The following is a 22651-nucleotide window of genomic DNA, read 5'->3' on the forward strand; positions in this document are numbered from 1 at the left end:
CTACCGCGCTTCGCGCGGCTTGAGGCCGGTACAGTCTAGGCGACTCATGCCTGCGCCTCCCCCACGTCCGGTCCCTTGGCGACATCCAGCCGACCGCCGATGGCCTCGAAGAACCGCGCATGGGCCGCGACGGGGTCGAGCGGCTCGGGAGCGCGAACGATCCGCGCCATCGCCGCCTCGGCCCGCGCCTTCGGCCTGCCCTTCAGCCTGCCGGTCGCCTCGGCCACGGCTTGCATCTCGGCCATATCGCCGTTGCAATGCAGAACTACGTCGCACCCAGCCTTCAGCGACAGATGCGCCCGTTCGCCCAGCGATCCGCTCAGCGCCTGCATCGACAGGTCGTCGGTCATGATCAGGCCTGAGAAGCCCAGATGCTCGCGCATCATCTTAACGGCCTTTTTCGACTGGGTCGCCGGCCGTTTCCGGTCCACGGCGGTGAAGACGATATGCGCCGTCATCGCCAGCGGCATGTCTGACATCGCCTTGAACGGCGCGAAGTCCCAGCCGTCCAGCGTCTCGAAATTGGCGTGGACCATCGGCAGGTCCTTGTGGCTGTCGGCGAAGGCACGGCCATGGCCGGGCATATGTTTGATGCAGGGCAGCACCCCGCCTGCCAGCAACCCTTCCGCCGCCGCCCGCCCCAGCAGGGTCACGGTCTGCGGATCGGGGCCATAGGCGCGGTCGCCGACGATGTCGTGGGCGCCGGGCACAGGCACGTCCAGCACCGGCAGCAGGTCCACGTTGACGCCCACCTCGCGCAGGTCGTGCGCCATCAGTCGCGCGCCCAGCCGCGCCAGCTCACGCGCCTGCGCCAGATCGTTGGCCGCCTTCAGATAGGCCTTCCCCGGCGGATATTTGGGCCAGTGCGGCGGCCCCATCCGCTGAACGCGGCCGCCCTCCTGATCGATCAGGATCGGCGCCTCGGGGTCTCCGATGGCGGCCCGCAGCGCGTCGGTCAGCGCCCGCACCTGCTCCGGCGTGTCGATGTTGCGCCGGAACAGGATGAAGCCCCACGGCCGCGCCTCGGCGAAGAAGGCACGTTCGTCCTCCGTCAGCCGATGACCGGCGCAGCCGTAGATCGCGGCCGATGTCACCGAACGATGCAGTCCCGCCCGGCGGCCTTCAGCGCATTGCAGAAGGCGACCGCCCGCTCGCGCGACAGGCCCGAGAAGGCCGTGCGGTACAGCGTCGAACCGCTGGACGAGGTCACTTCGGTCACGCGCTTTTCGGCGCCCGAGGCGAACGAGCCGAACCGGCCGGCGACGGCGGCGTATTCGCGATCGGCAATCTCGGTCGAGGAGAAGGCGCCGATCTGCACCGAGGCCGAACCGCCCGCAGCGGCCGGAGCCTTGGTCGCCGGAGCGGCGACAGGCGGCGCGGTCGTCGGACGCGGCGTCGGCGCGGCGGGGGTCGCGGCCGTCACGGGCGGCAGACCCTGGCCGGTCGGGGCGGCGGTCGGCGGCGCGGCCGGACGCGGCTGGGGCGTCTCGGGCGGCGGGGTGAAGGTCACGGGGGCGTCGGTCGTCTCGCCCTCATCGCGATAGACGCGCACGCCGGCGGCCGGATCGATCGGCTGGGCGTCCACGGGCGGGGCGGTCTTCATCTCGCCGACGGGCTGGCCCACGGCGGGCGGCGCGTCGGTCGAGGCGCGCATCCCCGAGCGATAGAAGAAGATCACGGCGACGATCAGCAACAACAGCACCACCGCGCTGATGATCAGGGTGACCGGCGGCGCCTTGCCTCCGCCCGAACCGACATTGCGGCCATTGCGCGGGTCATAGGAATTGCGACGGAACGGCAGGTCGTCGTCGGTCGGGGGCGTATAGGCGCCCCGGCCTGGCTTGTTGTCGTCGTCAAAGGACATGGTCGCACTCCGCCGTCTGTCGGCCGCGAATCGGCGCGCCGAACCTTCACTCTACGCCCCCGCGTGCATCTTTCGAATCACAGATCGAGGGCGAGGTCGAGGCTGAACAGTTTCTGGTGCACTTCTATGGCGTAACGGTCGGTCATCCCTGCGATATAGTCGCAGACCGCCCGCGCCCGCCGCGTCCGGTCCTGGGTCATCGCCGGCTCGCTCCATTCCGGCGGCATCACCTCCGGCTCGGCCATGAACAGCTCGAACAGTTGCGACAGCACCCGCCGCGCCTGGCTGCGCGTGCGGTTGACCCGGTAGTGGCGATACATCCGCTCGAACAGGAACTTCCTCAGCACCGCCAGATCGGCGTGCATCTCTGACGAGAAATCCACCATCGTTCGTTTCGCCGTGCGCACGTCCTCGGTCGTGACGATCCGGTCGTCTTCCAGCCGCCGCGCTGTCTCGGCCAGCACGTCCTCGACCATGACGCCGATCATCCGCCGCACGGCCTCGATCCTCAGCATCCGGTCGTCGATGCCCTGATAGTCGCGACGCACCTGCGCCAGCATCGGCCCGATCAGCGGCACCTGATCCAGGTCCTGCAGCGTGATCAGTCCCGCCTGCACCCCGTCGTCCACGTCGTGGTTGTTATAGGCGATGTCGTCGGCAACGGCCGCGCATTGCGCCTCCAGCGACGCGAAGGTGCCGAGACGCAGATCCCACCCCGCCTCGCCGCCTGCTGCATACGGCCGCACCACCGACCAGGCCGGTTCGTCCAGCCGGTGCGACACCGGGCCATTGTGCTTGATGACCCCCTCGACCGTCTCCCAGCTCAGATTTAGCCCATCGAACTGCGGATAGCGGTTCTCCAGCTCGGTCACGACGCGGAAGCTCTGGACGTTGTGGTCGAAACCGCCATGCCCGGCCATCTGCACCACCAGCTCGTCCTCACCCGCGTGGGCGAAAGGCGGATGGCCCAGGTCGTGCGCCAGGGCGATGGTCTCGGCCAGATCATCGTCCAGCCTCAACGCATGGGCCAGCGACCGCGCGATCTGCGCCACCTCCAGCGAATGGGTCAGGCGGGTGCGGTAATGATCGCCCTCGTGCGCCACGAAGACCTGGGTCTTCTCCTTTAGCCGCCTAAACGCCGTCGCATGGATGATCCGGTCGCGGTCGCGCGCAAAGGCCGTGCGGGTCCGGCTGGCCGGCTCGGGCACGCGGCGGCCCAGGGTCAAGTTCGCCCGTTCGGCGTATGTCGCGAGGTCTGTCTGGCTCAAGTGATCAACTTTGAAGCATGCGGGCCTTTGCGAAAGCCCCTGCGCGCCTCATATAGACAGCCGTGAGCACCGTCCAATCCACAGAACCATCCACACCCGCCTTCAGCGTCGCCTCGCGTGCGCCGGAGGGCATCGTCCTGGCCGCCAGCGCCGCCAAACGCCTGGCCAAACTGGGCGCGGCCGAGGGCAAGACGCTGATGCTGCGTGTCGCGGTCGATGGCGGCGGCTGTTCGGGCTTCCAGTATCGGTTCGAACTGGTCGAAACGGCCGAGAACGACGATCTGCGCATCCAGGCCGACGGCCAGGCCGCCCTGATCGACCCCGTCTCGGTCCCCTTCCTGAAGAACTCCGAGATCGCCTACGTCGACGAACTGGCCGGCGCCCAGTTCGTCGTCCGCAATCCCAACGCCGCCTCCAGCTGCGGCTGCGGCGTCAGCTTCTCGATCTGACGCCTGAGTCCGGCCTTGCGGGCCGGAGCCTGCGCTGCATGATGGGATAGTCACGCTATCCGACCGTCTTGCGGAGACCCCCTATGCTCAGCCTCGCCCTCGCCCTGCTCGCCGGCCCGGTCTCGACCGAGATCGCCCTGCCGTCACGGCCTGCGCCGCTTCACGGAACCCTGCTGGCGCCCGACGCGTCCACGGCCGTCGCCGTCATCCTGCCCGGCTCCGGCCCGACGGATAGGGATGGGAACAGCCCGATGGGCGTCTCGGCCTCGACCTATCGCCTGCTGGCCGAGGGTCTGGCGGAACAGGGCATCGCCACCGTCCGCATCGACAAGCGCGGCATCGCCGCCAGCGCCGCCGCCGGTCCCGCCGAGGCCGATCTGCGCTTCGACGCCTATGCCGCCGACGCCCGCGCCTGGGCGACGGAGGCCGCCGCGCGCGCGGGCCTGCCCTGCGCCTGGCTGATCGGCCACAGTGAAGGCGCCCTGGTCGCCCTGAAGGCGGTCGAAAAGGACGACAAGATTTGCGGCCTGATCCTGCTATCTGGCGCCGGCCGCCCAGCGGGCGCGGTGCTGCGCGAACAGCTGGCGACCCTGCCCGAGCCGATGAAGACCCAGGCTTTCGACGTGCTGACTCAGCTTGAGGCCGGCCGCACCGTTTCCGACACGCCGCCTGCGCTGGCGGCCCTGTTCCGCCCCTCGGTCCAGCCCTATCTGATCTCGTGGCTGCCGCTGGACCCCGCCGCCCTGCTCGCCGCCTACGACGGCCCGGTCTTCATCGGCCAGGGAACCACCGACCTCCAGATCGGCGTCACGGACGCCCAAGCCTTGGCCGCCGCCGACCCCAAGGCGACGCTGAAACTCTGGGACGGCGTCAACCACCTCCTCAAGACGGCCCCCGCCGACCGCGCCGCCAATATGGCGACCTACGCCGACCCGGCGCTGCCGCTCGCGCCGGGCGTGGCGGAGGATGTGGGAGCGTTCATTCGGGCGAACGGGAGGCGTTAAAGCCGTCGTCATGCGTCTGCGGGACGGATGACAAAACTTTAAACTGACGTCGGCGCGCAGTCTGTCATGCTGAAGCTCTGATCCGGGGAGCCCACAATGATGCAGTCGAAATCCATGTCCGTCTGGGCGCCTCGCATCGGCGCCGCGATGCTGATGACGGTCGCCGGCGGTCTTGCGATCAACGCCTCAGCTCAGACGGCGGCGGGCGGTTGGCTCGTGGATGCGGCGCGCAATCGCGAGACCGAGGCCGCGCGCGTCTTCATCGCCAGAGGCGCGGACGTCGATCATGCCCGCCTTGGCGACGGCACGCCCCTGATCGTCGCCGCTGCTCAGGGCGACATCGCCATGGTCCGACTGCTGCTGGAGCAGGACGCCGACGTTAACAAGCCTGTCGCCGGCGACGGCAATCCGCTGATCGCGGCCGCCGCACATGGCCGCACGGAAGTAGTCGATTACCTGATCACAAAGGGCGCCGATGTGAACGGCATCGTCGCGGATGACGAGACGCCTCTGATCAATGCGGCGCGTGAGGGGCATCTGGAGACGGTTCGCCATTTGGTCGCCAGGGGCGCGGACGTCAATCTCGCCGTTCGGGCCGAGCTTGTGTCAGGCGGCACCGAGTTGCGGTCCCCCTTGAACCAGGCACGCCGCAATCACCACCGTGAGGTCGCCGCCTTTCTCATCGCGCAAGGCGCGAAAAGCTAGATCGAGCAGCCTACTCCCCCGCCGTCCCCCGCGCCTGATCCGCCAAGGCGAAGAACCGCTCCCGCACCTCTGCCGCGAACGGGTTGTCGCGTTCGATGGCGCGGAAGACGGCGGGGCTGTCGTGGCGGACCATGTCGACGGCCTGCATCAGCCGGTCGAAGCTGGCGGTGGTCATGCGCGTCGGCAGGGGCTCCATCGCCATCAGGACGCGGGCGATCAGATGGGTCAGGCCCTGGACCGTGGCGGCCTCGCGGTCATGATCCTCGGGACTGACTGAAAAGACCTTCAGCCCCAGCGCCCGGCGGCAGAAGGCGGCGACGCGGCGGGCGTCCTTTCCGCCGCGCACCTCGCAAACGGCGATGCGCAGGCCCGCGATGCCGTCCTTGCCGCTCTGCGGGCCGAACAGCGGGTGGGTGCCGACGACCCGCACGCCGGGCGGCAGCAGGGCGTCCATCGCCTGCGCCGGCTTCACCTTCACCGATCCCACGTCGATGACCAGGGCATCAGGCGCCAGATGCGGGCGGATGGCGATCAGCGTCGCCTCCAGCGCCTCGACCGGCACGGCCAGCACCACCGTGGGACAGGCGGCGGCGGTCGCCAGGTCGGTCAGGGTCGCGACGCCCTCGCCGTCCCCGACTCCAGGCGTCGCCGCCGGATCATGGGCCAGGATGTCGAACCAGGCCGACAGATGCCGCGCCGTCAGCCGCCCGAAGGCGCCGAAGCCGATCAGGCCGAGCTTTTCCCTCTTTCCCGTCACCCTCGGGCTTGTCCCGAGGGCCTACGTTGGATGCCCCACGAGCCGCACCGCAGACACGACGGCGCGTCCGCGTCGCTTGCCTCACGCGCGGAACGGTAGGCCCTCGGGACAAGCCCGAGGGTGACGGATTTCATGTGGCCCCTCACAGCGTCTCCATGAACCGCACCGGCCGCCCGTGCGCCGATCCGATCAGTTCGCCGTCCTTCATCACCACCCGGCCGCGCACGATGGTCGCCATCGGCCAGCCGGTCGCCTCGACGCCGTCGAACGGGGTCCAGCCACAGCGCGTCGCCTGCTGGTCATGCGTGATCGTCTTCTTGACCTTCAGGTCGACGATGGTCAGGTCGGCGTCATAGCTGACGGCCATTCGCCCCTTGTTGGCCGTGCCGAACACCCGCTGCGCTCCGGCCGAGGTCAGGTCGATGAACCGCTCCAGGCTCAACCGCCCATTGGCGACATGCGTCAGCATCAGCGGCACCAGCGTCTGCACCCCCGGCATGCCCGACGGCGAGGCCGGATAGGGCTTGGCCTTCTCCTCTTTTGTATGCGGCGCGTGGTCGGACCCCAGCACGTCCGCCACGCCCTGCTGCATGCCCCACAGCCACAACGCATCCACATGCTCCTGCGACCGGATCGGCGGGTTCATCTGGGCGTAGCTGCCCAGCCGCTCATAGGCCTCGGGCGCGACCAGGGTCAGGTGCTGGGGCGTGATCTCGACGGTGGCGACATCCTTGTGGAAGCGCAGATATTCCATCTCGTCTTTCGTCGTGACGTGCAGCACGTGGATGCGCGCGCCGGTCTCCTGGGCCAGCCCGACCAGACGCCGCGTCGAACGAATAGCGCTCTCGGCGTCGCGGACCTCGGGGTGGCTGGTCCAGTCGCCGGTGCGGGCCAGGCCGCGCCGCTCGACCAGGCGGTATTCGTCCTCGGAGTGGAAGGTTGCGCGGCGACGCACGTTCGACAGGACCTTTCGCACCCCCTCGTCGTCGGCGATCAGCAGATCGCCGGTCGAGGCGCCCATGAAGACCTTGACCCCGCAGCAGCCGGGCAGCCGCTCCAGCTCGCCCAGATAGTCCGCATTCTCGTGCGTGCCCCCGACGTAGAAGGCGTGGTCGGTCCACATCCGGTCCTTCGCCCGCACCAGCTTGTCGGCCATGGTGTCCGGGTCGGTGGTGTTGGGATTGGTGTTCGGCATCTCGAACACGGCGACGACGCCGCCCAGGGCCGCCGCGCGCGATCCGGTCTCCAGATCCTCCTTCCACTCCAGCCCCGGCTCGCGGAAATGGACCTGGGTGTCGATCACGCCGGGCAGGACCGTCAGGCCCGTGGCGTCGAAGGTTTCGCCGGTCGAGGCCTGCGACAGGTCGCCGATAAAGGCGATCTTGCCGTCGATCACCCCGACGTCGGCCATGCCGCGCCCCGCATGGTTCGCCACCTCGCCGCCACGGACAATCAGGTCATAGGTCTGGGTCATGGGGCGGGCTCCTGCGAATGTTTCCGAGGTTCTAGCGGATGCAGCGTCCTTCGCGAAAGCGGCTAAAGCTTCTCCCTCCCCGATCGGGGAGGGGGGTCGAGCCGCAGGCGAGACCGGGTGGGGAGGGCAAGGCAATACGGCACAGGGCCTTCGCAGGATCGCCGGCCGCCCCCACCCGGCCGCTTCGCGTCCACCCTCCCCGGCCGGGGAGGGAGATCGGGTTCAGCCACGCGCCTTCAACATCCGCATCGACGCCTTCAGCACCCGTTCCCACGGCAGGTCCATCATATGCTGGATCGCCTGGTTCAGGCGCGGATCCAGTTTCCTGAACTCTTCATAGGTGCGCGGCCCCCGCACGGCCTCGCCCTTCCACGGCCCGCGCACGGCCTCGTCCGACGGCCCGAACACCGCCACCACCGGCGCGCCCGAGGCCACGGCCAACTGGGTCCAGATCGAGTCCGCCCCGACGTACAGCACCGACTTCGACAAGGCCGCAACTGTCTGAAGCCGAGTCAGCTTGCCTTGCAGTTCGATCACCCGCGCGCGCGGCACGGCGTAGCGGATGGTATGCGCCGCCTCGCGGTCAATCTCCTCGCCCACGATCATCAGCCGCCCGCCCGCCAACGGCCCGTCGTCAGACAGCAGCTTGGCCGCCACCTTGGCGTAGCGTTCGGCGGGCCAGCGTTTGCCCATCCATTCCACGCCCGGCCCGACCACCAGGATCGGCCCGTCACCGCCGGTTGTGGGGATCAGCGCCTGAACCTGGCTCAGCGTCTCGTCCGACACATACAGCTTCGGCGCCGGAATCTCCTCCGGCTCAAGCTTCAGCACCGCCGCCGCCGCCTCGACCGCATGAAGGCCGGGCGCATCCTTGCCCCGCACCGCCCGCTTCTGCCGCCTCAGCTTGCCCGACAGGTCCGAGCCGCGCATGTCCACGACCAGCCCCCATTTGGTCCCGCGCACCTGGTTCCACAGGGCGATCCATTCAAAATGGCCTTCGCGCTCCAGCACGATCAGCCTGGTCAGGCGCGGCGTATCGGCGAACAGCGGCGCGCTGGCGGCCGATCCGACGATGGTGAAGGTCGCATGCGGCAGGCTCTCGACGAGATGCGCCAGCACGCCCGAGGACAGCACGGCGTCCTCGGCGTCCGCCTCGGCGATATACAGGATGGGAAACCGCCCGATCATCCGTTGACGGATACAGGGATTCTATCGGGGGTTCAGCGCCAAACGCAGGTTTCCACAGGCAGGCGTCCTGCGTTACAGCGACGCGCATGAGCCAGTCCCCCGACCCTGCAGCCGCCGCCCTCGAACGCTTCAAGGCCCAGCGCGTCACGGCCATCTATCGGCTGGACCTGATCGCCAAGGGCGCGACCATTTCCTACGAAGACGGCACGCCCATCGACATGGCGTCCGAAAAGGCCCGGCTCGAAACCGTCGTCGCCGACATGGACCGCCGCATCGCCCAGCTCGAACGCTCATTGGGGTGAGCCTTCCCCTCCTCCCCGGCCGGACCTGCGGCGGTTGCGTCGAATGCTGCCGGGTCATTCCGCTGGACCTGCCGAAGCTGGCCAAGCCGACCGGCGAGCTGTGCGCCTATTGCGTCGACGGCGCGGGCTGTTCCGTCCACGCGATCCGGCCGAACACCTGCCGCATCTGGTTCTGCCTGTGGCGCGTGGTCGAACTGTCGGACGACTGGCGGCCGGACCACAGCGGCGTCATCGTCCGCCCCGACGGGGTCGAGGACGGGATCATCACCCTCTATGTCCTGCGGCGCTCCGACTTCCTGGCCTCGCCCGACTTTTTCATGACCGTCGCCGGCTGGATCGCCGAGGGCATCCAGGTCGCCCTCAGCATTCCCGGCCCGGTCGGGACATATCCGGCCCGCGCCGTCGTCACCGACTGGCTGCGCCCGGCGGTCGAAGACGGCGACCCCTCCGCCTTCCTGGCCCGCGTCCTGCGCTCGCTCGATAAGCTGGCCGGACACGATTTCGAGCCCGACGGCGTCGTGGCGCGATACGCCGTCACAACCCAGGATGATCCCAAGGCTTAGCCGAAGCTTAAGTCCTTGCCGCTATTCTGAAATCCGTAACGCCGCCGCTTTGAGAGACACGCCGGAAATGCAGGCCTGGGACGCGCTTCGACGCCCGATCTGGATGTTCGATCCGTCCGCCATGCGAGGCGTCTATGCGAACGCCGCCGCCCTGGATCTGTGGGGCTCCGACAGCCTCGACGCCCTCCTGGCCCGCGACTTCAGCCAGATGTCCCCCGCCGTCCTGGCCCGCACAGAACGACTGGCGCGCGAGACGGCGAACGGCGAGACCCTGTCCGAACACTGGACCTTCTATCCGAACGGCCGGCCGCTGACGGTGACGGCGATCATCTCCACCCATTGGCTGGACGACGGCACGCCGGTCCTGCTGTTCGAGGCCGCCTCCATCGAGGTCGAGAGCGAAGAGCGTCGCGCGGTCGAGGCCCTGCGGCACACCTCCACCCTGATCTCCCTGTTCGACAGCGAAGGTCGGCCGCTGTTCTCAAACCCGGCGGCCTTCGCGGCCTATGGCTCGACCACCCACCCCTTCGAGGCCCGGTTCGCGGAACCCGAGCGCGCCCAGCCCATGCTGGCGGCGGCCCTGTCCGGCGACCTGTCCTCGGACGTCTGCGAGATCATCACCCGCGAGGGCCTGCGCTGGCACCACCTCGACATCCGCCCGGTCATCGATCCCGTCACGGGCCAGCTGGGCGTCATGCTGAACGAGATCGACGTGACCGAACGGGTCGAGGCCGAACAGGCCCGCGTCGCCGCCGAACAGAAGACCGCCATGGCCGAGGCGCGTCAGAAGTTCCTGACCGACATGTCGCACGAACTGCGCACGCCGCTGAATTCGGTCATCGGCTTCTCGGACCTGCTGTCCAAGGCCGGCCTGGCCCAGGAACACGCCGACCACGCCGCCCGGATCAACGGCGCGGGCCAACGTCTTTTGTCCGTGGTCAACGACATGATCGACCTGTCGGCCGACAACGTCATTCCCCTGCCGACGCCCGATACAGTCATCGAAGAACCCGCGCCTGCCAATGAAGACGCCGCCGCCCTGCGCGTCCTCTATGTCGACGATCACGACAGCAACCGCGCCCTGGTCATGGCCGTTATGTCCGCCCAGGGCATCGTATGCTCCACCGCCGACGACGGCGCGCAAGGGGTCGAGGCCGCCCGCGACGGCGACTGGGACGTGATCCTGATGGACATCCAGATGCCGGTCATGGACGGCGTCGATGCCACCCGCGCCATCCGCGCCCTGCCGGGTCTGGTCGGCCGCACGCCCATTCTGGCTCTGACCGCCAACACCCTGCCGGAACAGCTGATCCAGTACGAAGAGGCCGGCATGGACGACTGCATCGCCAAGCCGATGAACATCGTCGATCTGGTCACCCGCGTCACGGCCTGGGGCGCCAGCGACTGGCGCAACTTCGACCCCCTGTTCGATCCCGAAGCCGCCGCCGTCGCCTAAATTCAGCGCGGCGTCTTCTGGACCCGCCGTCCGCGCCCTATCTTGGCGCCATGCCCATCGCCCGTCTCGACAGCCGCGCCCTGATCTCCGTTACGGGCGAGGACGCGAAACCCTTCCTGCACAATCTGCTGACGCAGGACGTGGAGACGCTGGCGGAAGGCGAACTGCGCTTCGGCGCGCTGTTGTCGCCGCCCGGCCGGCTGCTGTTCGACCTGTTCATCCTGGGCCAGGCGGACGGCGTCCTGCTCGATGTCGCGACTGAGCGCCGCGACGCCCTGTTGCAGCGGCTGTCGATGTACAAGCTCCGCGCTAAGGTCGTCGTCGCCGCCGACGACCGCGCCGTCTTCGCCGCCTGGCCGGAGGTCGTCGCTGGCTTCATCCCCGACCCGCGCACCCCGCTGATGGGCGGCCGCTTCTATGGCGATGCGACCCCCGACGCCAGCGAGGCCGACTACCATGCCCACCGCCTGTCCATCGGCCTGCCAGATCCGACCGCCGACGCCCCCCAGGACAAGACCTATCCGATCGAGGCCGACTACGACCTGCTGAACGGCATCGACTTTCAGAAGGGCTGTTTCGTCGGCCAGGAGACGACCTCGCGCATGAAGCGCCGGGGAACGATCAAGAACCGGATGCTGCCGCTCGACTTCGACGGTCCGCCCCCCGCCTTCGGCGCCGAGGTGCTGAAGGGCGAACTGCGCGCGGGCGAGGTGCTGTCCGGTCGCAACGGTTCCGTCATGGCCCTGCTGCGGATCGACCGCATCGACGGCGCCCTGACCGTGGACGGCCGCCCTGTGCGCTTGCGCAAACCCGCCTGGATGGGCGAGGACGTGCTCCCCTCCTCCAACGCGTGAGTCCCCCATGAAGATCGCCGACCAGATCGTCCTCGTCACCGGCGGCGCACGCGGCGTCGGGGCGGCGTGCATCCGCGCCTTCGCCAACGAAGGCGCCCGCGTGATCATCAACTGGCGCGCCAGCGGCGAGGCCGCGACCGCCCTGGCCGCCGAGATCGGCGACCGCGCCGTCGCGCTCCAGGCCGACGTGACCGACCGCGCCGCCGTGGACGCCATGGTCACCTCCGCCCAGGCCCATTTCGGCGCCCCCGTCACCACAGTGGTCAACAACGCCCTGGACTACAGCTTCAACGGCGACGCCCGATCCCGGATGACCGCCATCGGCTGGGACGAACTGGCGGCCCAGTTCTCGACCGTAGTCCACGGCGCCCTCAACACCATCCAGGCGACCGCCCCCGGCATGGCGGCGGCCCGGTTCGGCCGCGTCGTCAACATCGGCACCAACCTGTTCCAGAACCCGGTCGTGCCCTACCACGACTACACCGCCGCCAAGGCTGCGCTGCTATCCCTGACCCGCACCGCCGCCGGCGACCTCGGCCCCGACGGCGTCACGGTCAACATGGTCTCGGGCGGCCTGCTGCGCACCACCGACGCCAGCGCCGCCACGCCCGAGGCCGTGTTCGACTTCATCGCCGGCATGACGCCGCTCCGCAGCGTCACCACCCCCCAAGAATTCGCCGACGCCGTCCTCTTCTTCGCCTCGCCTTGGAGCCGCGCGGTGACGGGCCAGAACCTGGTGGTGGACGGCGGATTGGTGCGGGACTGAAATGACGACCGTCTCCTCCCCACTCCGTGGGGAGGTGGCGCGGCGCGCCTTCGCGCCGTGACGGAGGGGTTCTTAACCGCATCACTAGCGCCTGTGGGACTTCAAGAGCCCCTCCACCGCTTCGCGGTCCCCCTCCCCATTTCATGGGAAGGAGACGCTCTCCATCGTATTCGCTCAGTACATTCGTCCAGATTTCAGAGCCTTACCCACCACCAGCGTCAATCGTCCGACCACTGATCCAAACGCCTGTACAATGCGCGGTTTCGACAGGGAGGACGCAAAACTCGACCGCATCGGACCTCTCTCACAATCGACCCGAATTGCACTTTCTTGCACTTTGCACTGTTTTCGCAGGTGCAGTGCAATTTCGCCCCACCACCCATTTCAGACAATTTAGACTATTCAGACGGTGTTTTTCCGCCGCCTGAGTCTCAAATCCCGCCCTTCCCCTCACCAGAACACACTGGCAACCTCCCGCCATGACCGACTCACACGCAGACGGCCGCTGCGGCTGGTGCGGCACCACCGACCCGCTTTACATCGCCTATCATGATGCGGAATGGGGCGTGCCGGAACGCGACCCGCGCGCCCTGTGGGAGAAGCTGGTCCTCGACGGCTTCCAGGCCGGTCTCGCCTGGATCACCATCCTGCGCAAACGCGAAGGCATCCGCGACGCCTTCGACGGCTTCGACCCTGAGATCGTCGCCCGCTATGGCGAGGACGACATCCAGCGCCTGCTCAACGACCCCCGCATCATCCGCTCGCGCGCCAAGATCAACGCGGCCATCCGGGGCGCCCAGATCTGGCTGGAGATGCGCGAAAACGGCGAGGACTTCTCCGCCTGGCTCTGGTCCTTCGTCGACGGCGAACCGATCCAGACGACCCACGCCGACTTCCGCCAGGCCCCGACCCAGACCGAACAGTCCGTCGCCATGGCCAAGGCCCTGAAGAAGCGCGGCTTCAACTTCTGCGGCCCGGTGATCGTCTATGCCTTCATGCAGGCCGTCGGCATGGTCAACGATCACCAGACGACCTGCTTCCGTCACAAGCAGGTTCGTGCGATGGCCGCGCATGGCTAAAGCCCCCTCAAAACCCGAGACCTTCCCGACCCTCGCCCTGGAGACGGCGCTGATCCAGCGCGTCAACGGCCCCGTCTGCGGCGTGGACGAGGCGGGTCGTGGTCCCTGGGCCGGCCCCGTCTCGGCGGCGGCGGTCATCCTGAACCCCGACGACCTGCCGCCCGGCATCGACGATTCCAAGGCCCTGACGGAAAAGCGCCGCGCCGCTCTGGAGCCCGAGATCAAGGCGCGCGCCATCGCCTGGGGTGTCGGCTTCGCCTCGGTGGAGGAGATCGAGGACCTGAACATCCTGCACGCCACCGGCCTGGCCATGTGCCGCGCCATCGAGGCGCTTCAGGCCCAACCTGTCGCCGCCCTGGTCGATGGCAACTATCGCTTCAAACTGCCGTGCGAGATCCAGACCGTGGTCGGCGGCGACGGCCTGTCGCTGTCCATCGCGGCGGCGTCGATCCTGGCCAAGACGGCGCGGGATCGACTGATGATCGATCTTGACGCCCAATATCCCGGCTACGGCTTCGCCAGCCACAAGGGCTATAACGCGCCGATCCACCAGAACGCTTTGAAAACATTGGGGCCTTGCCCCGCCCACCGGCGCAGCTGGTCGCCGATCAAGGCCCTGCTTCAGGACGCCTGACGCCGCTTCAGATGTGCATGAAGCCGCCCAGCAGCGCGCCCATCAGGGCGGCGACGGCGGCGCCGGCCAGCGCCATCATCCAGCGCGGCGGCGGGCTCAGCTCGGGTTCCAGATCGACGTGCTCGACCGCCTGCGTCGCCTGGGTCGGGCGGCTGTAGCGGGCGGCGTTGTGGGTGAAAGTCGGCCGTGCTTCGGCGGCCGGCGCGTCCCAGCCCCAGTCGCCCTCGACGACACGCGGCGCCCACGAACGCGGTTCCGCCGCCGGACGGATGCGGTAATCCTCGGTGCGATCGGTGGTCGGATAGGTGTGCGGGCGCGGTTGCATAGTCCCACAACGACACGCCGCGATTCGCGTTCCGCAACTTGCGACTGTTGTTTTCGCTGCGCTTATGCGGCCACAGGCAGTTCGACCGGCCGATCCGTGACCACGAACAGATGTTCGACGTTCCTCAGCCGCCCCACCGTCCCGACCTTCTCGCCCTTGGGATTGTGGATGCCGATCCGGGCGCCGACGTAACGCGGGTGCGCCACTTCCAGCACCTGAACATGGCCCCGCGCCGACAGCATCTCGACCAGTTCGGCCCGGCTCAGATAGCCCTCGTCGTTGAAGCTGACGATCAGGTTCGGCGCCTTGACCCGTTCGATCACGCTTCGCAGCGCCGGCCCGATGCCGGGCCGGCTGTTGAAGGCGCTCTTGCGCGTCCTGACGTCCACCCGCTTGTTGGCGATCCCATAGGTCTCGGGCCGGTCCCACAGCACCAGGCTCTCCCAGCAGTGGTAGTTGGCCAGATAGGAATGCTGGTTATAGGGCGGGTCCAGATAGACGAGGTCGGCCTCGACCTGTTCGGCGATCTCGATCGCATCGCCCTGCGTCGCCCGGCACGGCCCGCCGTCCACCGCCGCAACCATGTCCGGCGTCCGCAGCTCCAGCGTCTTCAGCGCCCTGGGCGCCCATTGCTTCATATAGGCCATCTGGACCCCGGCGGTGGAATCCACCCGGTCCGCCGCTTCCATCAGGCTGACCAGCACGATGGCCTTCAGCTCGGGCTCCAGCCCCATGGCCTCGATCCGGTCGCGCATGGCGTCGATGCGGGCGCCGTTGTCGGGGTGGAAATAGCGGGCGTCCTGGCAAAAGGCCTGGGTGAACCATCCCGCCTGCGGCGTCACCGTCCGCAACTCGGCCAGCACCGTCTCGACCCGGTCGATCCACCGTTCCCGATCCGCCTGGACATAGGCAGTCGCCAGGGCGTGGGCATAGGCGTTGTAGTCGTTCGACCAGACCTGAAACCCTTGCTTCTTCAGCGCATGACCGACCCGCGCCGTGCCCGAAAACAGATCGCAGACCCGTCCGCCCTGGGGCAGGACGCCGGCGACGGCGCCCGTCACATGGCCCAGCAGGGCGCGCTTGGAGCCGATGTATTTGATCATGACGCGGCGCGACTCATCCGCCCACCATAGCCGCTTCGCGCGCGACAGGGAGAGGTCCAGTTGGTGCGGGCGGCCGGGCTTGAACCGGCAAGGACTTTCGTCCGGCAGATTTTAAGTCACACACGCCAGTACCAAGATATTGATACTCATCATGTTTCTATCACACACTACTAGGATGTGTAAGGTTCTGTGTAAGTGAAAGGTGCGCTTGGCGCGCTGAACCGTATCGGCGGTCGGTCCAGCTTTGTCCTGGCTGCTTTGCGCCAGGAGCAGACATTGCTGGCACGCCGGAAACACGACATTCAGACAGGCCTAAAAGATCTGCTTTTCGGCCAAGAGGCTAAGGCGGTTTCCGATCCATTGCGGACATCTGTCGCCAGCTTAAACCTGGGCTAATGAGGACCGTTCCCGCAGCCTTCCGACTAGCCTTCAGGGGACCGGAGGGCTTCTACACTGTCCACTTCCTGCCGACTGAGGAATGGACCGGCGTGATCGTATCTGTCGGCGATGTGACGATGCGCTGGCAGGTGGTGGTCGCTGATCAGGAAGAGAGCGGGCTGGTCGTGCTGGGTGGTATGACGGACGGGAGCGATTCCCTGTGGGGCGACCCGTTTTGGTTCGAGCTTCGTTTCAGTGGTCTGCAGCCCGTGATCGGTATTGGGGCAATCAGGTTGTCCGGCGTGAAGATCGCGCCGCCTGATTTCGGCAGGTCCGCTTATAGGCGATGAGCTGATGACCGCTTCCGACCTGTAGCCGACCTTAGGCGTCCAAAAGAGCGTCTGCCGAACGGGTGCAAGTAAGCGCAGCGAGATCTGGCTCGACCGACAACTTCTCAACAACGGCCCCATTCAGCACCATCATGAAGCGACGGCAGCGCTCACCTAGAAAGTGGTCAGGGTCGAAACGCACGAGGCCTGTTTTTTTCGCGAACTCCAGATTGCCGTCCGACAGAAAGATCAACTGCCCCTTCGGGTCGAGCTCCCGCGCCCAAGCATCCAATGTCCAAGGGTCATTTGCCGCCATGCAGGCTATGAAACCGAAGCCCGACGCTTTCAGTTGCGCTGCCCGAGCGACGAAATCGGGGACATGCGTTCCGCTGCAGACCGGGGTGAAAGCTCCAGGCACGCCGATGACGATCCCGCGCCGGCCTTGGAACAACGTCTCGACGCTCTGACTTGTGACAAGCCCTTGCTGAAGTTGCCCCAGTCTCACTGGCGGCACACGCTCACCCACACGAATGGTTCTAATCATGGCCTCTCGCCGGTTCGGTGCCCCAGGCTATCGTAGCGGCGGAGCGGCTGACGAATGGTTAAGCGGCCCAGTCGGCCTCGCGGCGAACCACCATCAGCGCGGCAAGGACCGCAAATCGCCCTGGGCGAAACGTCGGTTCCCGACCCATTGCGGAAGTTTGGGCGCTGCGCATCTGGCGGACACGCGGGACGGGTCTGGCGGCTTGGCGTGGAAACGCGGCCCTCAGCGGCTGACGAAGGCGCCTAGAACTCCGATGGCACCGACCAAGATGCCGCCAGGCCGTGATTGGATTGACCTGTGATTGGCCAGCTTCAAGCAAAGCGGGGCAGGAACTTCACTTTACAGACGGCATTTATTGTCCAGCTCTTAATGATGGGAGACAGCTGGATGACCGCCTATGTGTTCCGCCTTCATGATGGCCCGGACACCCCTCCGCGCGAAGAAAACGTCGAGGCTCGAAGCGATGCAGAGGCCCACGACCTTGCAGACCTAAGGATAAGGCTTTCTGGCACATTTACCGCTGTCGATGTCAGCCGGGCCGGGCAACATGTTTTTTCAATTAGTAAGCGTTAGCTGCGGCCAGAAGCCAGAACACACGTGGGCATGAGGCAGGATGTCGCGTGCGGTAGAGCCTCTGGAACTCGTTCTGCACGCTGATGTTAAAAGCGCGCCAAACTACTGGGGCTGCCATGTCTGACTCTGTCTGCGTTTTTGTCGTCGAAGACGAAGCGCTCATCCTGGTTACCATCGAACAGGCGCTCCAGGATGGAGGTTTCGCCTTCGAGTCAGCGATGACCGGAACCGATGCTCTCCAACTCTTTCAGGACCACGGGGAGAGGTGCCGAGCGTTGGTGACGGATGTGAACCTGGGTGGCGCGATAACGGGATGGGACGTAGCGCGTCGGGCCAGAACATTAAACCCTGCCTTACCCGTCGTATATGTGACGGCAGAGCATGCGAATGACTGGTCGATCCACGGAGTGCCCAACAGCGTCATGGTCAGCAAACCATTTGTCGAGGCGCAAATCGTAAGCGCGGTAGCATCACTCTTGAACGATCAATCAGCTGCCGTGCAGCCGATCTGATAATAGTTTCGTCGGACCGGGACGATCGGTGTAATTATGGTCACAGCTACCATAGTGTCAAAGAGCTAGGTTTCGCTATTCTCCCGTTCCATGGCGGTGATCAGGTTCTCCAGATGCTTAATGCGCTCCTCTGATGCAGCCCGTTCCGCTTCAGTAATATCCATGCCACCGACGTGTAGCCGGAAGTCATGCCCGCGCCAGAAGTCCTGTGTGTCAAGGCATTGAGCAAGCGTCTGGCGGAACAGACCTAACAGTTGTTCTCGCGGGGACGGCTCCATGCACGAACTATGGCAGCGGTTGAAAAGCGGAACAGTCGTCTTGCCGACATATAGCCTGAGCGCATTCGGCACGTCCGCTTTCCGGCGACTCCACTTTCCGTCAGCGGCGTGACAGGTTCGCGACCTGATGGACCGACGACACGCCAGGCGGGGCTGAGTGCTGAAACCGATCATCATCAAGCTGTCGCCTGGCGCATCTCTGGTCTTGCTCGATTGCCTAGAACACGGAGTGATGTACCGATGTGCGCTCCATCTCGGCTGCGGCTAGGAAAGAGCCAGTCGTCACGCCGTCGCCCTCGACTTTCCAGCCAGTGCGCCAACGCGTCTCTCGCGGCCTCCGTGACCGGTCGACCCGTCTTCTGCTGAATAATCGTCGATCGCTGCCGTACGACGGCGCCTCGGGCGATATCACCAAGTCTGAGTTTAACGAGATCGCAGCCCCGCAGCTTGGCGTCTAATGCGATGTTGAACATCGCCAAATCCCGGGCCGATCCGATCGACTTCACATGCTGTCGGATCGCCCAAATGTGCTTGGGTTTGAGCGGGCCTTGGCTCCGGTCAACCGACCAGCGTTCCAGGGTTTGCGAGGTAAGCGAAACAGATCGGGCTGGCTCATGGCCACCTCCCACGATCAACGCCCCCTTCTCAGGAGAAGCGCCATACGGCGCATATGCGCCAGGAGTGGCTATCGTTGGTGAGGTCTGAGAAGCGCCATAAGCGGACATTTGCATGCCGTCGGACTCCGGACATTCAGCCGAGCCTGTCGATGTCAGAGACTGCGATCTCCTCGTAGCCCAAGAGCCGAGACCGAAAAGCAGTCGGCACAACTTCAGCTTGCCGCTCCGCAGATTTTTTGACTCTCCTTGACCGGAGAGCGGCGCACTGCAGGGGTTGTAAGCAGCCCCCGGCGATTGCGCTTCGACATACCTGGCCAGTCAGCACCTGCAGCGAGAAGAGGGCGGCCAGGCACCTGGCGAGCCGCGTCTCAGTCCAGGACCTCACCGCTTTGGTCGGTAAGCTTGTACGCCAGAACCTGTGCATCTTCGATCTTCGGCAGGCCGTCGAGCAGTTCCGGGCCCTTGGCGACGAGTGCACGGCCAACCTTTCCTGCCAGATGAGCCAACCTCCCCGCGTCTCCCGGGAAGGTGTCGAAGATGGCGAAGTCGTCGTGACCGAAGCGGACCGCATACCATGTCGTCGTGTCCGGCTCCTCCATCACGGCCGCCAGTCCGTCGCGCAGGAAGGCCTCCACATCAGCCTCCTTGCCGGGCTTTGCGCGCAGTCGCACGAACAAAGCCTTTTTCACGGGTGAGCGGGTTTCAGCATTGGCCATCACGGTCTCCTTTCGAGTCCAGGGCGTCATGCTAACGCTCCGCCTCTGTAATGGCTGCGCCTGAACTGCACAGCGTTCCGCGTCGCACCGTTGGGCGAAGACTACCAGCGGGTCAGGCCTCGCTCCGCGCCATGGGTCTTTGCATGAGGGCGAGGCGTCATCAGTTAGGATCCCGTTCCATGTGTGAAAGCCCATTTGCGGCTGCCCCGCCCTGTAGAGCGCGATCGAGATACAATGCCGTTCGGCTCTCCGGGGACGCAGCCACGACCGCCGGCGGGCCGCTAACGACGATCCGCCCGCCCTCGTCACCGGCGCCGGGCCCGATGTCGATGACCCAATCGCTGGCCGCTGCGACCTTCATGTCATGGTCGACCAGGATGACGGTGTTGCCGGCGTCGACCAAGGCGTTGAGTTGGCCGAGCAGGCGCTCAACATCGGTTGGATGAAGACCTGTGGTCGGCTCGTCGAGAACATAGAGTGCCCCGCCGCGTTGAGCGCGTTGCAGCTCTGTGGCCAGTTTCACCCTCTGCGCTTCGCCGCCCGAGAACTCGGTCGCGGGCTGTCCAAGACGGAGATAGTTGAGTCCGACCTCACGCAGCACCTTGAGCGACCGGCAGACATTTGGGGCATCGCCGAAGAAGTCCCAGGCCTGCTCGACCGTGAGCGCCAGCACCTCGGCGATGGTCTTGCCGCTGTAGGTGATCTCAAGCGTCGTGGGATTGTAGCGGGCGCCATGGCAGGCGGGACACGGGGCGTAGACGCTGGGGAGGAACAGCAGTTCGACCATGACGAACCCCTCCCCCTCGCAGCGCGGACAGCGCCCCTTTGCGACGTTGAAGGAGAACCGCCCGGCGTCGTAGCGGCGCTTCCGAGCTTCGGGTGTCGCCGCGAACAGGGCGCGGACATGGTCGAACAGCCCGGTGTAGGTGGCGAGGTTGGAACGCGGGGTGCGGCCGATCGGCTTCTGGTCGACCTCGATCAGCCGCCGGACCCCTTCGAGCCCGCCGACGATCCGACCCTCGGTGGCGACGGACGGCGCGTCCTCGAATCCGGCTTCGGTATCGGCTTCATCCTTGCCCGCAGGCGCGGCGCCGAGGGCTGCGGCGACCAGCTCGACCAGCGCCTGGCTGACCAGGCTGGACTTCCCCGAGCCGGAGATCCCGGTCACCGTGGTCATCACACCGAGCGGGATCTCGCAATCGACCTGCTTCAGATTGTTGCGCGAGACCCCCTCGAGCCGCAGCCAGCCGGCGGGCTCGCGCTGGCGGCCCGGCATCCCGCCGTCTTCGTCGAACAGATGGTGCCGGGTCTCGGACGCGGCGACCTTGCGCAGGCCCTCGATCGGGCCGCTGTAGAGGATCTGGCCGCCGTGTTCGCCGGCGGCGGGGCCAACATCAACGATCCAGTCGGCGCGGCGAACGACATCCATGTCGTGCTCGACGACGAACAGCGAGTTGCCCACTGCCTTCAGGCCGTCGAGCGCTCGTAGCAGCGCCTCGGTGTCGGCGGGATGGAGCCCTGCGGACGGTTCGTCCATCACATAGACGACGCCGAACAGATTGGAGACAACCTGGGTGGCGAGCCGCAGCCGCTGCAGCTCGCCCGGCGACAGGGTCGGGGTGCTGCGTTCCAGCGTCAGATAGCCGAGGCCGAGGTCAAGCAGCACCGACAGCCGGCGGCACAGATCGCCGGCGATGCGCTCGACGACCAGCGCCTTTTCCGGGTGGGTCTTGCGCAACGTCCTGAGCTTGCCGGCTTTGGCCTCGGCGTAGGGCGCGAAGATCTTCGAGAAGCGGGCCATGGGCAGCCGGCTCATCTCGGCGATATCGAGGCCCTCGAAGAGGACCAAAAGGGACTCCCGGCGCAGCCGCTTGCCGTCACAGACCGGGCAGGGCCGGGCGATCATGAAGCGCGCGGCGCGCTTCTTCATCATGGCGCTGTGGGTGGTCGCATAGCTGTGAGTGACGTGGCGCTTCGCGCTCGAGAAGGTGCCCATATAGGCGGGCTCGATCTTGCGCCGGATGGCGCGCTGGATCTCGTCGTGGCTCCATCCGGGATAGACGGGGACTTGGGGCTGCTCCTCGGTGAACAGGATCCAGTTGCGCACCTTCTTGGGGAGCTCGCGCCACGGCGTGTCGACGTCGATGCCGAGAGTGATCAGGATGTCGCGCAGATTCTGGCCGCCCCAAGCCATAGGCCACGCGGCGATGGCGCGCTCCCGGATGGTCTTCGAAGGATCGGGCACCATCGAGGCCTCCGTGACCTCATGGATCCGGCCGAGGCCGTGGCATCGCGGACAGGCCCCCTCGGGCGTGTTGGGCGAGAAGGATTCCGCCTCGAGGTGCGGCTGTCCGGGCGGATAGTCCCCGGCGCGCGAATAGAGCATGCGCAGCAGATTGGAGAGGGTGGTCACACTGCCGACAGACGATCGGGTGGTCGGCGATCCGCGCTGCTGCTGCAGCGCCACCGCCGGCGGCAGACCCTCTATCAGGTCGACCTCGGGCACCTCCATCTGGTGGAAGAGGCGGCGCGCGTAGGGTGAGACCGACTCCAGATAGCGGCGCTGTGCCTCGGCATAGAGCGTGGAAAAGGCCAGCGACGACTTACCGGAACCCGACACGCCGGTGAAAACGACCAGCGCATCGCGCGGAATGTCGACATCGACATTTTTGAGATTGTGCTCTCGCGCGCCACGAATGCGGACGAAGCCGGAGGCCTTGGCAGCTCGCATGCGAACATCCTGACCCCCTGATAGTCCTGCCTAGCCTGTTCGGTTGCATCAGACGGGGGATATTCCCGGTCTTCGTCATGGATGGCTGGGCGTCGGACGCGATTAGACAGAGGCGAAACACGGTCTGGGGCGTTCGCTCCAACGAGCCGGAAGGCAGGAGACCGACATGCGCACCGTGACGC

General features: G+C 66.5%; 26 protein-coding genes. 13 read left to right on the forward strand and 13 right to left on the reverse strand.

All coding sequences use genetic code 11. The features are described from left to right. Nucleotides 1–44 precede the first annotated feature (44 nt). The 3 genes from nagZ to WC597_RS11880 form a co-directional block, all read right to left on the reverse strand. Nucleotides 45–1094: a beta-N-acetylhexosaminidase gene (gene nagZ / locus WC597_RS11870; protein ID WP_372693505.1), complete on the reverse strand. Its 1050-nt coding sequence runs from the start codon at nucleotides 1092–1094 to the stop codon at nucleotides 45–47. After that, entirely contained in the window at nucleotides 1091–1864 is a 774-nt protein-coding gene (locus WC597_RS11875) for an SPOR domain-containing protein (protein WP_372693506.1), read from the reverse strand. Before WC597_RS11875 ends, nagZ begins: the two co-directional genes overlap by 4 nt. Nucleotides 1865–1941: 77 nt before the next feature. Further along, complete coding sequence (locus WC597_RS11880; RefSeq protein WP_372693507.1) at nucleotides 1942–3132, reverse strand: deoxyguanosinetriphosphate triphosphohydrolase; 1191 nt, start codon at nucleotides 3130–3132, stop codon at nucleotides 1942–1944. 131 nt (nucleotides 3133–3263) lie between these two features. Between WC597_RS11880 and erpA the strand changes: the two genes are divergently transcribed. The 3 genes from erpA to WC597_RS11895 all read left to right on the forward strand — a co-directional run bounded on the left by erpA (nucleotide 3264) and on the right by WC597_RS11895 (nucleotide 5290). Continuing rightward, a complete protein-coding gene (gene erpA, locus WC597_RS11885) occupies nucleotides 3264–3581 on the forward strand; it encodes an iron-sulfur cluster insertion protein ErpA (RefSeq protein WP_372693532.1) in 318 nt (105 codons plus the stop codon). An 83-nt stretch (nucleotides 3582–3664) separates the two neighbouring features. After that, nucleotides 3665–4585: an alpha/beta hydrolase gene (locus WC597_RS11890; RefSeq protein WP_372693508.1), complete on the forward strand. Its 921-nt coding sequence runs from the start codon at nucleotides 3665–3667 to the stop codon at nucleotides 4583–4585. Between the two features lie 96 nt (nucleotides 4586–4681). Then, complete coding sequence (locus WC597_RS11895; RefSeq protein WP_372693509.1) at nucleotides 4682–5290, forward strand: ankyrin repeat domain-containing protein; 609 nt, start codon at nucleotides 4682–4684, stop codon at nucleotides 5288–5290. Nucleotides 5291–5300: 10 nt separating this feature from the next. On the opposite strand, the gene WC597_RS11900 is transcribed toward WC597_RS11895, so the two are convergent. The 3 genes from WC597_RS11900 to WC597_RS11910 all read right to left on the reverse strand — a co-directional run bounded on the left by WC597_RS11900 (nucleotide 5301) and on the right by WC597_RS11910 (nucleotide 8709). Continuing rightward, complete coding sequence (locus WC597_RS11900) at nucleotides 5301–6047, reverse strand: prephenate dehydrogenase/arogenate dehydrogenase family protein (protein WP_372693510.1); 747 nt, start codon at nucleotides 6045–6047, stop codon at nucleotides 5301–5303. Between the two features lie 142 nt (nucleotides 6048–6189). Then, a complete protein-coding gene (locus WC597_RS11905) occupies nucleotides 6190–7521 on the reverse strand; it encodes a dihydroorotase (protein ID WP_372693511.1) in 1332 nt (443 codons plus the stop codon). 222 nt (nucleotides 7522–7743) lie between these two features. Further along, the gene (locus tag WC597_RS11910) at nucleotides 7744–8709 is read right to left on the reverse strand and encodes a glycosyltransferase family 9 protein (protein ID WP_372693512.1); all 966 of its coding nucleotides are present in this window, start codon (nucleotides 8707–8709) and stop codon (nucleotides 7744–7746) included. Nucleotides 8710–8795: 86 nt separating this feature from the next. Here WC597_RS11910 and WC597_RS11915 point away from each other — a divergent pair, with 86 nt between their 5' ends. The 7 genes from WC597_RS11915 (at nucleotide 8796) to WC597_RS11945 (ending at nucleotide 14363) form a co-directional block, all read left to right on the forward strand. Then, complete coding sequence (locus WC597_RS11915) at nucleotides 8796–9011, forward strand: hypothetical protein (protein ID WP_372693513.1); 216 nt, start codon at nucleotides 8796–8798, stop codon at nucleotides 9009–9011. Beyond that, nucleotides 9008–9574: a hypothetical protein gene (locus WC597_RS11920; RefSeq protein ID WP_372693514.1), complete on the forward strand. Its 567-nt coding sequence runs from the start codon at nucleotides 9008–9010 to the stop codon at nucleotides 9572–9574. The genes WC597_RS11915 and WC597_RS11920 overlap by 4 nt, the downstream gene beginning before the upstream one ends. A 67-nt stretch (nucleotides 9575–9641) precedes the next feature. Further along, the gene (locus WC597_RS11925; RefSeq protein WP_372693515.1) at nucleotides 9642–11030 is read left to right on the forward strand and encodes a response regulator; all 1389 of its coding nucleotides are present in this window, start codon (nucleotides 9642–9644) and stop codon (nucleotides 11028–11030) included. A gap of 50 nt (nucleotides 11031–11080) precedes the next feature. Then, nucleotides 11081–11884 carry a folate-binding protein YgfZ gene (locus WC597_RS11930; protein ID WP_372693516.1) on the forward strand — a complete coding sequence of 268 codons (804 nt, stop codon included), beginning with the start codon at nucleotides 11081–11083 and terminating at the stop codon, nucleotides 11882–11884. 7 nt (nucleotides 11885–11891) lie between these two features. Next, nucleotides 11892–12650 (forward strand): 3-oxoacyl-ACP reductase, encoded by a 759-nt coding sequence (locus WC597_RS11935; protein ID WP_372693517.1) that lies wholly within the window; start codon nucleotides 11892–11894, stop codon nucleotides 12648–12650. 479 nt (nucleotides 12651–13129) lie between these two features. Next, nucleotides 13130–13729 (forward strand): DNA-3-methyladenine glycosylase I, encoded by a 600-nt coding sequence (locus WC597_RS11940; protein WP_372693518.1) that lies wholly within the window; start codon nucleotides 13130–13132, stop codon nucleotides 13727–13729. Beyond that, entirely contained in the window at nucleotides 13722–14363 is a 642-nt protein-coding gene (locus WC597_RS11945; protein WP_372693519.1) for a ribonuclease HII, read from the forward strand. The genes WC597_RS11940 and WC597_RS11945 overlap by 8 nt, the downstream gene beginning before the upstream one ends. Before the next feature lie 7 nt (nucleotides 14364–14370). Here WC597_RS11945 and WC597_RS11950 read toward each other — a convergent pair whose 3' ends face one another. Both WC597_RS11950 and WC597_RS11955 read right to left on the reverse strand, forming a co-directional pair. Further along, a complete protein-coding gene (locus WC597_RS11950) occupies nucleotides 14371–14688 on the reverse strand; it encodes a hypothetical protein (RefSeq protein ID WP_372693520.1) in 318 nt (105 codons plus the stop codon). Between the two features lie 62 nt (nucleotides 14689–14750). Next, nucleotides 14751–15791: a DNA adenine methylase gene (locus WC597_RS11955; RefSeq protein WP_372693521.1), complete on the reverse strand. Its 1041-nt coding sequence runs from the start codon at nucleotides 15789–15791 to the stop codon at nucleotides 14751–14753. A gap of 488 nt (nucleotides 15792–16279) precedes the next feature. Here WC597_RS11955 and WC597_RS11960 point away from each other — a divergent pair, with 488 nt between their 5' ends. Continuing rightward, on the forward strand, nucleotides 16280–16519 hold the full coding sequence (locus tag WC597_RS11960) for a hypothetical protein (protein WP_372693522.1): 240 nt from the start codon (nucleotides 16280–16282) through the stop codon (nucleotides 16517–16519). 31 nt (nucleotides 16520–16550) lie between these two features. Here the strand turns inward: WC597_RS11960 and WC597_RS11965 are convergent, their stop codons facing one another. Then, the gene (locus WC597_RS11965; RefSeq protein ID WP_372693523.1) at nucleotides 16551–17042 is read right to left on the reverse strand and encodes a peroxiredoxin family protein; all 492 of its coding nucleotides are present in this window, start codon (nucleotides 17040–17042) and stop codon (nucleotides 16551–16553) included. Between the two features lie 387 nt (nucleotides 17043–17429). Here WC597_RS11965 and WC597_RS11970 point away from each other — a divergent pair, with 387 nt between their 5' ends. Both WC597_RS11970 and WC597_RS11975 read left to right on the forward strand, forming a co-directional pair. Continuing rightward, the gene (locus WC597_RS11970) at nucleotides 17430–17615 is read left to right on the forward strand and encodes a hypothetical protein (protein WP_372693524.1); all 186 of its coding nucleotides are present in this window, start codon (nucleotides 17430–17432) and stop codon (nucleotides 17613–17615) included. A 116-nt stretch (nucleotides 17616–17731) separates the two neighbouring features. Continuing rightward, complete coding sequence (locus WC597_RS11975) at nucleotides 17732–18127, forward strand: response regulator (RefSeq protein WP_372693525.1); 396 nt, start codon at nucleotides 17732–17734, stop codon at nucleotides 18125–18127. Between the two features lie 65 nt (nucleotides 18128–18192). Here WC597_RS11975 and WC597_RS11980 read toward each other — a convergent pair whose 3' ends face one another. From WC597_RS11980 to WC597_RS11995, 4 genes are all read right to left on the reverse strand, one after another. Beyond that, a complete protein-coding gene (locus WC597_RS11980; RefSeq protein ID WP_372693526.1) occupies nucleotides 18193–18477 on the reverse strand; it encodes a hypothetical protein in 285 nt (94 codons plus the stop codon). Nucleotides 18478–18581: 104 nt separating this feature from the next. Further along, the gene (locus WC597_RS11985) at nucleotides 18582–19136 is read right to left on the reverse strand and encodes a tyrosine-type recombinase/integrase (protein ID WP_372693527.1); all 555 of its coding nucleotides are present in this window, start codon (nucleotides 19134–19136) and stop codon (nucleotides 18582–18584) included. Between the two features lie 254 nt (nucleotides 19137–19390). Next, a complete protein-coding gene (locus WC597_RS11990) occupies nucleotides 19391–19738 on the reverse strand; it encodes a putative quinol monooxygenase (RefSeq protein ID WP_305639909.1) in 348 nt (115 codons plus the stop codon). 160 nt (nucleotides 19739–19898) lie between these two features. After that, entirely contained in the window at nucleotides 19899–22469 is a 2571-nt protein-coding gene (locus WC597_RS11995; protein WP_372693528.1) for an excinuclease ABC subunit A, read from the reverse strand. Nucleotides 22470–22651 lie beyond the last annotated feature (182 nt).

The organism is Brevundimonas sp. (assembly GCF_041648115.1).
Lineage (GTDB): Bacteria > Pseudomonadota > Alphaproteobacteria > Caulobacterales > Caulobacteraceae > Brevundimonas.

Coding starts and splice junctions, on each gene's coding strand:
- WC597_RS11890 (WP_372693508.1), top strand. CDS start 3,665: ATGCTCAGCCTCGCCCTCGCCCTGCTCGCCGGCCCGGTCTCGACCGAG.
- WC597_RS11930 (WP_372693516.1), top strand. CDS start 11,081: ATGCCCATCGCCCGTCTCGACAGCCGCGCCCTGATCTCCGTTACGGGC.
- WC597_RS11935 (WP_372693517.1), top strand. CDS start 11,892: ATGAAGATCGCCGACCAGATCGTCCTCGTCACCGGCGGCGCACGCGGC.
- WC597_RS11875 (WP_372693506.1), bottom strand. CDS start 1,864: ATGTCCTTTGACGACGACAACAAGCCAGGCCGGGGCGCCTATACGCCC.
- WC597_RS11945 (WP_372693519.1), top strand. CDS start 13,722: ATGGCTAAAGCCCCCTCAAAACCCGAGACCTTCCCGACCCTCGCCCTG.
- WC597_RS11925 (WP_372693515.1), top strand. CDS start 9,642: ATGCAGGCCTGGGACGCGCTTCGACGCCCGATCTGGATGTTCGATCCG.
- WC597_RS11970 (WP_372693524.1), top strand. CDS start 17,430: ATGACCGCCTATGTGTTCCGCCTTCATGATGGCCCGGACACCCCTCCG.
- WC597_RS11995 (WP_372693528.1), bottom strand. CDS start 22,469: ATGCGAGCTGCCAAGGCCTCCGGCTTCGTCCGCATTCGTGGCGCGCGA.
- WC597_RS11965 (WP_372693523.1), bottom strand. CDS start 17,042: ATGATTAGAACCATTCGTGTGGGTGAGCGTGTGCCGCCAGTGAGACTG.
- WC597_RS11910 (WP_372693512.1), bottom strand. CDS start 8,709: ATGATCGGGCGGTTTCCCATCCTGTATATCGCCGAGGCGGACGCCGAG.
- WC597_RS11905 (WP_372693511.1), bottom strand. CDS start 7,521: ATGACCCAGACCTATGACCTGATTGTCCGTGGCGGCGAGGTGGCGAAC.
- WC597_RS11940 (WP_372693518.1), top strand. CDS start 13,130: ATGACCGACTCACACGCAGACGGCCGCTGCGGCTGGTGCGGCACCACC.
- WC597_RS11915 (WP_372693513.1), top strand. CDS start 8,796: ATGAGCCAGTCCCCCGACCCTGCAGCCGCCGCCCTCGAACGCTTCAAG.
- WC597_RS11950 (WP_372693520.1), bottom strand. CDS start 14,688: ATGCAACCGCGCCCGCACACCTATCCGACCACCGATCGCACCGAGGAT.
- WC597_RS11955 (WP_372693521.1), bottom strand. CDS start 15,791: ATGATCAAATACATCGGCTCCAAGCGCGCCCTGCTGGGCCATGTGACG.
- WC597_RS11985 (WP_372693527.1), bottom strand. CDS start 19,136: ATGCAAATGTCCGCTTATGGCGCTTCTCAGACCTCACCAACGATAGCC.
- WC597_RS11895 (WP_372693509.1), top strand. CDS start 4,682: ATGATGCAGTCGAAATCCATGTCCGTCTGGGCGCCTCGCATCGGCGCC.
- WC597_RS11975 (WP_372693525.1), top strand. CDS start 17,732: ATGTCTGACTCTGTCTGCGTTTTTGTCGTCGAAGACGAAGCGCTCATC.
- WC597_RS11990 (WP_305639909.1), bottom strand. CDS start 19,738: ATGGCCAATGCTGAAACCCGCTCACCCGTGAAAAAGGCTTTGTTCGTG.